General features: G+C 62.2%; 8 protein-coding genes. 5 read left to right on the top strand and 3 right to left on the bottom strand.

What is annotated here, in order from left to right; translation table 11 throughout:
* The first annotated feature begins 478 nt into the window (after positions 1 to 478).
* Positions 479 to 1,390: a nucleotidyl transferase AbiEii/AbiGii toxin family protein gene (locus A5728_RS10265; protein WP_082943403.1), complete on the top strand. Its 912-nt coding sequence runs from the start codon at positions 479 to 481 to the stop codon at positions 1,388 to 1,390.
* Between the two features lie 338 nt (positions 1,391 to 1,728).
* On the opposite strand, the gene A5728_RS10260 is transcribed toward A5728_RS10265, so the two are convergent.
* Both A5728_RS10260 and A5728_RS10255 read right to left on the bottom strand, forming a co-directional pair.
* A complete protein-coding gene (locus A5728_RS10260; RefSeq protein ID WP_064846942.1) occupies positions 1,729 to 2,400 on the bottom strand; it encodes a DUF5677 domain-containing protein in 672 nt (223 codons plus the stop codon).
* Positions 2,401 to 2,669: 269 nt separating this feature from the next.
* A complete protein-coding gene (locus tag A5728_RS10255) occupies positions 2,670 to 3,698 on the bottom strand; it encodes a hypothetical protein (protein WP_064846941.1) in 1,029 nt (342 codons plus the stop codon).
* Between the two features lie 340 nt (positions 3,699 to 4,038).
* Here A5728_RS10255 and A5728_RS10250 point away from each other — a divergent pair, with 340 nt between their 5' ends.
* From A5728_RS10250 to A5728_RS14250, 4 genes are read left to right on the top strand one after another with little or no spacing between them, the layout of a single operon-like run.
* On the top strand, positions 4,039 to 4,749 hold the full coding sequence (locus A5728_RS10250) for a recombinase family protein (RefSeq protein WP_082943402.1): 711 nt from the start codon (positions 4,039 to 4,041) through the stop codon (positions 4,747 to 4,749).
* Positions 4,749 to 5,033: a hypothetical protein gene (locus A5728_RS10245; protein ID WP_064846939.1), complete on the top strand. Its 285-nt coding sequence runs from the start codon at positions 4,749 to 4,751 to the stop codon at positions 5,031 to 5,033. Before A5728_RS10250 ends, A5728_RS10245 begins: the two co-directional genes overlap by 1 nt.
* Entirely contained in the window at positions 5,014 to 5,496 is a 483-nt protein-coding gene (locus A5728_RS10240) for a hypothetical protein (protein WP_064846938.1), read from the top strand. Before A5728_RS10245 ends, A5728_RS10240 begins: the two co-directional genes overlap by 20 nt.
* 12 nt (positions 5,497 to 5,508) lie before the next feature.
* The gene (locus A5728_RS14250; protein WP_156523443.1) at positions 5,509 to 6,990 is read left to right on the top strand and encodes a HEPN domain-containing protein; all 1,482 of its coding nucleotides are present in this window, start codon (positions 5,509 to 5,511) and stop codon (positions 6,988 to 6,990) included.
* Between the two features lie 4 nt (positions 6,991 to 6,994).
* Here the strand turns inward: A5728_RS14250 and A5728_RS10225 are convergent, their stop codons facing one another.
* Positions 6,995 to 7,384: a hypothetical protein gene (locus A5728_RS10225; RefSeq protein WP_156523442.1), complete on the bottom strand. Its 390-nt coding sequence runs from the start codon at positions 7,382 to 7,384 to the stop codon at positions 6,995 to 6,997.
* Positions 7,385 to 7,825 lie beyond the last annotated feature (441 nt).

The raw sequence follows: 7,825 nt of genomic DNA, 5'->3' as shown, positions 1-7,825 counted from the left end.
CCATTCGCCAGTTCCTTCGGCATAACTCCATCCTCGTTTCCAAGGTCAGGAGCCTCCAACAAACTCAGGGCGCTTCAAAGTCCTACGCACCAACACCTCGCTGTCCCAGCTCAACGCCGTGAACATGACCGCCGTGCGTACCGCGCTGGAGCCGTTCACTAACCCCGCCTGGCAACAGACAGCGGCGCGGCTGCGTAGTTCACTGAATCATTCAGGGGGGTCACATCAGGCCACCGCCTTGACCCAAGACCCTCCGCCGGCAGAAGAGGAGGCCTCGTCCTCGTAGAGGCCTCAGAGCGGCACCTACCCGTGAGGACGCCCCCCATCATTACAGGGTTCCCCGTAAGCCATACTGCGTAGTCACTCACTGCCAAGACGTTCTGATGAAGCTCGTCTGGTGCTATGTGCTACTTACTCGTCCTCCGCAGCGGCTCCTCCCCGCACCTGCAGTTCCTCCAGCCCTCCATGAAAGGTGTCCATGTCATCTGAGCCGCCCTATCCCACCTCCGCAGCAGTGGACAGTGCCATCAAGAATGCCGCGCGCAATGCCGGCAAACAGGACCGCTCACGCAATGTCAGCAACATGATCCGGCAGGCGTGTTTCGATCGGTTCCTGTGCCGTGTCTTCTCCGATGGCGCCAATTCAGAGTGGGTCCTTAAGGGTGGTACGGGTATGCTCGCGCGCATCCCCTCCACCCGGGCCACCTTGGACGTGGACCTCTACCGCAACGGGTTCACCCTCGATCAGGCTCTCGAAGACCTCAAGCGCCTGGTGGCAGTCGACCTAGGGGACTACTTCCGGTTCGTCTACGACAGCCACGTCGACGCGATGGAGGGACAGGCTCAGCCCTACACCGACGGCTACCGGGTCACGTTCATCCCCTACCTGGGCACTACAAAACTCAGCTCCTTCCACGTGGACCTGGCCATCGGCGCCGGAGTCACCGCGCCCATCGAGACCACCACCCCGGCCAACCGTCTCCACTTACCCCGCCTGGTAACCACCGACTACCGGCTCTACCCGATCGTGGACCAGATTGCCGACAAGGTCTGCGCCACCATGACCACCTACAACGGTGCTCACTCTTCCCGAGAGAAAGACCTCGTGGACATCGTCGTCATCGCCACCACCCACCCCCTTCGCGCTGCAACCCTTGCCAAAGCAATCGACACCGAACGTCGACGCCGCCGCCTCGAACTTTTTACCCACTTCACCGTCCCCACCACTTGGGGGTCCAGCTACACCAAAATGGCCCGCACTATCCCCGCTTGCGCCGATCACCAAGCCATCGACGCAGCTACTGCCCTGGCCCAACGCCTTCTGGATCCGGTGCTAAATGGAGATCTCGACGAAGAGGAGTGGGATCCCATCGAACTGACCTGGAATTGAAAGGTGCTCGGGCGCCGTCCACCAAGCAATGAGAAGGCCAAAGGACGTGATATGTGTGATGTAAACGGAGAGCGCGTTTTATCATTCAATCTCCACTTGCCTTACTGGGCGCCAGTGGAATATGTGGTTTTGTGCCTATAAATAAAAATACAGAATTTTTCCTCTGTGCCGCTTTGAGCCACTGGATGCAAGATCTGCATGAATGTAATTCCCTTTAGTCCCATTGCGGCGCGCGCGGTGCCGAGTATAATTTCGCCCATGCCGAATCGGTGTATTTTCGACTGGAACCTACAGCAAACATGTCCTTTCTCTAGCCGAGAAGATCCACATGATCACGACTACGGATTTGACATGCGGTCGTAGTACGCCTGACTCAGTTCTAGCCTCGTCATCGCCCCGGTTTCTTGCGCTATCCGCTCCAGGAACTGTCTCCGTTCTTCGTTGCCGTCCAATGCCGTCTGCGCCCCGGCCAGCAGCGTCAATGACGTCACGATCAGCTGTGGCCAGTAGCCGTCCGTGCCTAGGCCCGGCTTCACCATCCGTGCCGGCCCTCCCGACTCCAGCGGGCCGTGGATCCATTTACCAGACACGGCCACCGTCGGGTGAGCTTCAGTGGATAACATCCGAAATTGGATGTATGCGTCCTTCGTGGTCAGGTCTTTGCAACGCTCGCTGAAGTAGCGCCCCTGCCTCGTGTGGAAGTTTGTCAGTCGCTCCGGGTGGTGCTGTACCGACGCCTCTAGCCGATGGGCAATGGCGTCGTATTCTGGTATCCTAGTGGCCAGCAGGTCACCCGCTAGTGCTTGTTGTTGGCGCACGTGCTCCTGCGCAATGGCTTTCCACCCATCTGACACCAGGGCCAGCCACTGAGCAGTAATGGCCCCCTCAAACACAGCGCGCGCCAACGGCATCACCGCACTTTCCGGCACTTTGTTCAGCGCTAACAGGTAGGCTCGGGCCTGCTCGTATCCCTGGCTCGCGAATCCTGCGATGATGAGAAACTGCTCCATGGATTCGGGCTGGACTCGACGCCCATCCCACTGCCGCCGATCCCAATCAGTGATTAATTCGTTAATAGCGGCTCGGTAGCGAGCATCGTCGGAAGATGGGTCAGGTACTGGATGCATGAGCACCATCATGACCCATGGGGCTAATGTGTGCGCAGGTGATGTCTGACCGCGTATCACTCTTTTTCGGCTTTACATATGGCCCGGTTAGCGGCCATCAATCCAGCTCAGTTGTCACTTGCAGATGCATCAGTCCCAAGTGAAAAAAGCGGTCATGTCGCCGGCGTGCCGGTCGAGTCTTGCTGGGGGCGTAGTTGCTGCCACATCTGGGCGATCTCTGGTGAGAGGCGATAGTACTGTTGCGGCGTATCGCCGACGGCATAGTTCATTTCGTAAGGGGCATTGCTGCGATTGAACCGGCGACGCAACGTAATGGCGAAGCCTCCATAGTCTCCGCGGTGGGCGTTCTTTTCTCTGCCGGTGTGTTCCATGACCTGATCGCCGCCGATCCATTTCCCCGGTGCTGCGGCGCACAGGTCCATCGTGGCGAGGATAGTGGGGCTGGAGGTCGCATTTGCCAGTTGCGTGAGATCGTCAACGGTCCAGGGGGCCTCGGGCGCAGTGATGGTTGTGCTCGTACTCCGTTCCGCTCGTGAGGGTGCCACGACGAATTCCTCGGCTTCAGGCGGTGGCCAGACTTGGGACACAGTGACCAAATGGTGGTCCCCGAGCCGGTAGGCGCCGACCTGGATCAAGGTGAAGTCGATTCCCTGTTCACCGAGCCAGACCACTGATGATGTCAACGTGGTCGGGAAGCTCCCGGCAATGAGCACTATGCGCGGCGATCGAAGGGTTTCGGAGGACAGGGCAGGTGCGTGGGTTCGGAGAACGGCCAGTGCTTCCTCGGCGGTGGTGGGGGCGTCGTCCTCTTGGGAATGGAAGTTGAGGTAGGCGTCGGCCAACTGCTCCACCTCGAATCGTGATGCCATGGCCGCATATTTGATCGATTGCAGGGTGACGAAGTCCGGGGCTTGATCTCGCTTCAATTCGGCCACCACCAGTCGCCCGTCCGCATCGAGGCCGAGCACGTCCAATCGGTCGGCTTCGCGCCCGTCCCGGGACATCCAGCGGTCGAACTCACTGGTGATGACCAGGACATCGGCACCGAGCATCTCCGGGTGTGCGAGTACCCACTCCTGCAGATGCTCACGTTCGCGCAGACCGGCTTGGGCCAGTGTGATCGACACCGCTGGGGTTGCTGTGCTGCCCGCGACGCCGAACACCAACTCGTCTCTGTTCATCGGACTTCCTTGTCTCACTAGCGGGGCAGACCGGGCATGCCGGTACAAAGTAAATGTTGGAACACCGTTCTGAGTCTCAATGTCGCTGGCTGCGAAGCTACACCATCAAACGTCCGCGGTCCCGTTTTCCCTTCGCGCTGCCCCGTCGGCTGATACCTCGAAGGGCAAACATCGGAATGGAGGTTTTGACGACAACCTGACCGATACCATCTGCATGGTCCACTGGTGTGAGCTTGATGCTAAAAACGCGGATGATTCAGTGACCATAGTGGCCGGCCCGCCGACGAGGGCCGGCCACAGCTTCCCAAATCCCGACTCGAAATCCAGGACTCGATACGCGATGACTCAAAAAGCTCACAACGGCTCCATTTCGAGTCACCCCGGCCGGCTGCTCGGCTACGCCCGAGTGTCCACCACCTCCCAGAACCTCGACGTGCAGCTGCGCGCGCTCACCGAGGCCGGAGTGCCGGCGGAGCTGGTCTTCACCGACAAGGTCAGCGGCACCCAGGCAGAGCGACCGGGCCTGGCCGCGCTCATGGCCGAAGCCCGGGAGGGAGACACCTTGGTGCTGTACTCCCTGGACCGGCTGGGGCGTTCCCTGGTCCACATGGTCACCACGATTGACGAGCTGATCCGCCGCGGGGTGGCGCTGCGCAGTCTCACCGACGCCATCGACACCACCACCCCGGCCAGGCGCTTCCAGCTCAACGTGTTCGTGGCGATGGCCGAGTACCAGCGCGCACTGATCGTGGAGCGGGTCCAGGACGGGCTGGAGGCCGCCCGGGCCCGCGGGGTGCAGCTGGGGCGGAAGTCCCCGATCACTCCCGAGCAGGTGCGCGCCATTCACCGGCTGCACCGGGCGGGGCTGTCCCACTACAAGATCCACCGCCGGGTGGGGGTGTCCAAGGGCGCGGTGGGGCGGGTGCTGCGCGGAGAGATTAAGTCTCTGGCGCATGTGAGTCTGGAGCTACCCGAAGACGAGATTGACGTCTGGGACGCCGAAGCACTGGCGGCCACCCATGATGCCCCTGCGCCGAGAGGAGATCGGTGATGCCCCGCCTCGTGATCCTCTACCTGCTGTGGTGGGTGCGGCTGTTCTACCGCATCGGCCACGCGATAGCGCACTGGGTGCTGCGCATCATCCCGATGCCCTCCGCGCTACGGCACCGTGTGGCCGGCACTGTGGCCATCACCCTGTATCTGTTCTGGGTGTGGACCGTAGTGGGCATCAACGACAACACCTGGCCGGCGATCGCAGTGGGTGCCGTGCTCACGGGTCTGCTGTTGCTGCTGGTCCACCAAGCGGAGGCCCGCCGTGCAGTCCGCGGACGTTGAACGCTTCTACTCCCACGTCCTGAAAGGCCCGGAACCCGACTCGTGCTGGCTGTGGCTCGGGGCGATCAGTGATGACGGCTACGGCCGTTTCTGGCTGCCCACCGCCAACGGTCAGAGAGCCGTCGCCGCCCACCGCTTCTCCTTGGCCACCGTCCACGGCGGGCTGAGTGCGATCGAGGGGCTGACCGCGCTGCACTGGTGCGACGTCCCGCTGTGCGTGCACGCGAGCTTGGAGCCGTCCACGCACCTGCTGTTGGGCAGCCGGTCGGAGAACATGGCCGACCGGGCGATGAAGGGCAGGATGCCCTCGGCCACCACCGCCCGGTGGCGGAGGCTGTCGCGGGCCGAACGCTCGGCGCGGTCCCGGCAGCTGCGCGAGGAGTTGAAAACCCGAGGGTGGGACGAGGACGTGGTGCGTGAGCTCGTGCACGGCATCGATCCTGACCACCCCACCCTGTTCTAGGAAGAGGTGCACATGAAGCAGCTGGATGACAACGAGTGGTTGGGATTCTTCTGCTTACCGGAGGATCGCGAACGAGAGGTGCCCGGCCTCTTGCGAGTCCATAACCACACTCCCACGTTGATCTTGAGCGGTGAACTCGCCCCGTGGTCCCAAAGACGCATCCCAATTGTTCATGGCGCTCTTATGGGATTTCCACAAGCAGTAACCCTCTTCGACGTGGTGATCCAAAGCCAGGCTGGCTCTGGGATCTTTGAGAATGACGTGGAGCTAGTTCAGCAAGGACTTCGAGCAGCTTGGTTGGTATACGGAGCTCAGCTGACAGAAGAGGACCGTGTGACACATGCGTTCGTTCATCTCAGTGGCTTGGATGCATGGGCGCAAGCGCCAGTCGCGTCCCTCGAAAGCTCCCGTGGCCATGCTGAGGAGCAGCAAGAAATCGAGAACTTGGACGCGCCGGTGGCCGGCCCGCTGCCCGGAACAGTGCGCCTCACCTTTCCTGGTGAGCGACGATATGAAGCTCACCAGGAGTCCGTCGTCAGGCGGACACAGTTGGAGTGGACGGGCCGTGAAGCGATGCCGCTAAGGCAAGTGACTCAGCACTTCGCCGTTCATCTTCAAGAGTTCTTCTCACTGGTGCGCATGGACCGAGCCGTGATCGACCGGTACCGCGTGCTGATCGCAGACGGGCCCGAGCAATCGTTGGAAGTTGACGGTTGGATGGTTGAAGACGCCTTGGGGGATCAGCGTCATGACGGCATGGCTGCCCGTAGGGACGAGTCTGGTGTCCAGCCCATTGCTACCTGGTTGGAACGGCACTCATGCCTAGGGCGAGCTCCTGGAACCACGGCTAGCATCCTCGCCCGTGGCAAGTATGGCGAACGGTTCGTGGACGCAGAGTTCACCACGATGGTCATGGCCCTGGAGGGGCTACATCGGAAGCTCAACCCGAAGAAGTCGGGTGATCTGACGAAGGCTCAAGCGAGAACGGTCCGTCGCGTCATCAGCCGCATCATCACGAGGGCTGAGGAGGAAGGAGACATCGACGACCTCATGGCGTCATTCCTGCAGGAACATGTCTTCATTGGTCAGTCGAGTCAGCCCACACTCGATCAGCGCATCCAAGACATTCTGGACGACGTGCGGCCACTGGTGCCGATGATCTGCGGGACGGCACCCGAAGCACAAAGCTTATGGAAGAAGGCGGTGAAGGATTTGCGCAACAACTACGCGCATGGCCTGGAGAAGCAGACAGAGATCGCACAAACCCGCGTGCTCGTTGCCTCGCTCACCGTTGTGGTAGCCGCCCGTTGCCTTAAGCATGTTGGGTACTCACCGGAAAGGCTGGCGGAGTCGATCCCCCATACAAAAGGTGGAGGCAACCTGGTGTATTGGGGAAGAACACTAATGCCAGACCTCTACGCTCCGGGCGACTCCACCTCAGCAGCAGATCAAGCAGCACCCTCCGATGAAAACACACCTGGAGCAGAGAACTAGCTCTCTACTTGACGTCCTCCACAGAGGAAGCGCCCTGCTGCTCTGAGTCAACTGAGGTTGTTGCGGTCGGAGGCTTTAGCAAGGCACGAACCTCAGCGGCCGACAGCTCTAAACGTTGGGCAATCTCTGCCACGGTGACCCGCTCACCCTTCATGCCGGCCACCACGCGCACCTGATTCTCCGTGGCCCGCGCGGCTTCTTGCTCGGCCTTGGCCCGAATCTCTGCGATCCGCTGCTCGGCCGTTTCCATGATCTGCTCGGCCTCGCCCTGGGCGACGAAGAACTCCTCACCCAGTTCCAGCAACCGCTGCTCCCGAGCCATCGACTCCGCAGCCGCCCGGCGGGCCCGCTCCCGCGCCTCTGTCTTGGTCGCACTTTTACGCTGCGCCATCACGCCTCCTTCACATCAGCAACACCATTCCATCCCATTGAACACCAAACCCGCCCTAACGGTCATAGACCAACTTCTCCATCTCGACCGCTCCGCCGGTCGAGCCGGCGGCGCGCGAGAGGGCGCCTGGCCGGCGGCAGTGTTGTGAGCTGGGGTGGGGGGGGGGGGGGGGGGGGGGGGGGGGGGGGGGGGGGGGGGGGGCCCGCCCCCCCCCCCCCCCCCCCCCCCCCCGCGGGCGGGGGGGGGGGGTCCTTCATAGAGGAATCACGGGGCGGGGGGGGGGGGGGTGGGGGGGGGGGGGGGGTGTTGTTGGGGGGGGGGGGGGGGGGGGGGGGGGGGGGGCCCCCCCCGTTCTCCCCCGCCCCCCCCCCCCCCCCCCCCCCCCACCCCAGCTCGGGCAGGTTGCCCACACTCCAGGTCTCGTGGGCACAACCGCGTCACATC

Source organism: Kocuria sp. ICS0012 (genome assembly GCF_001665945.1).
Taxonomy (GTDB): Bacteria; Actinomycetota; Actinomycetes; order Actinomycetales; family Micrococcaceae; genus Kocuria; species Kocuria marina.
This window is presented reverse-complemented; position numbering and strand designations above follow the sequence as displayed.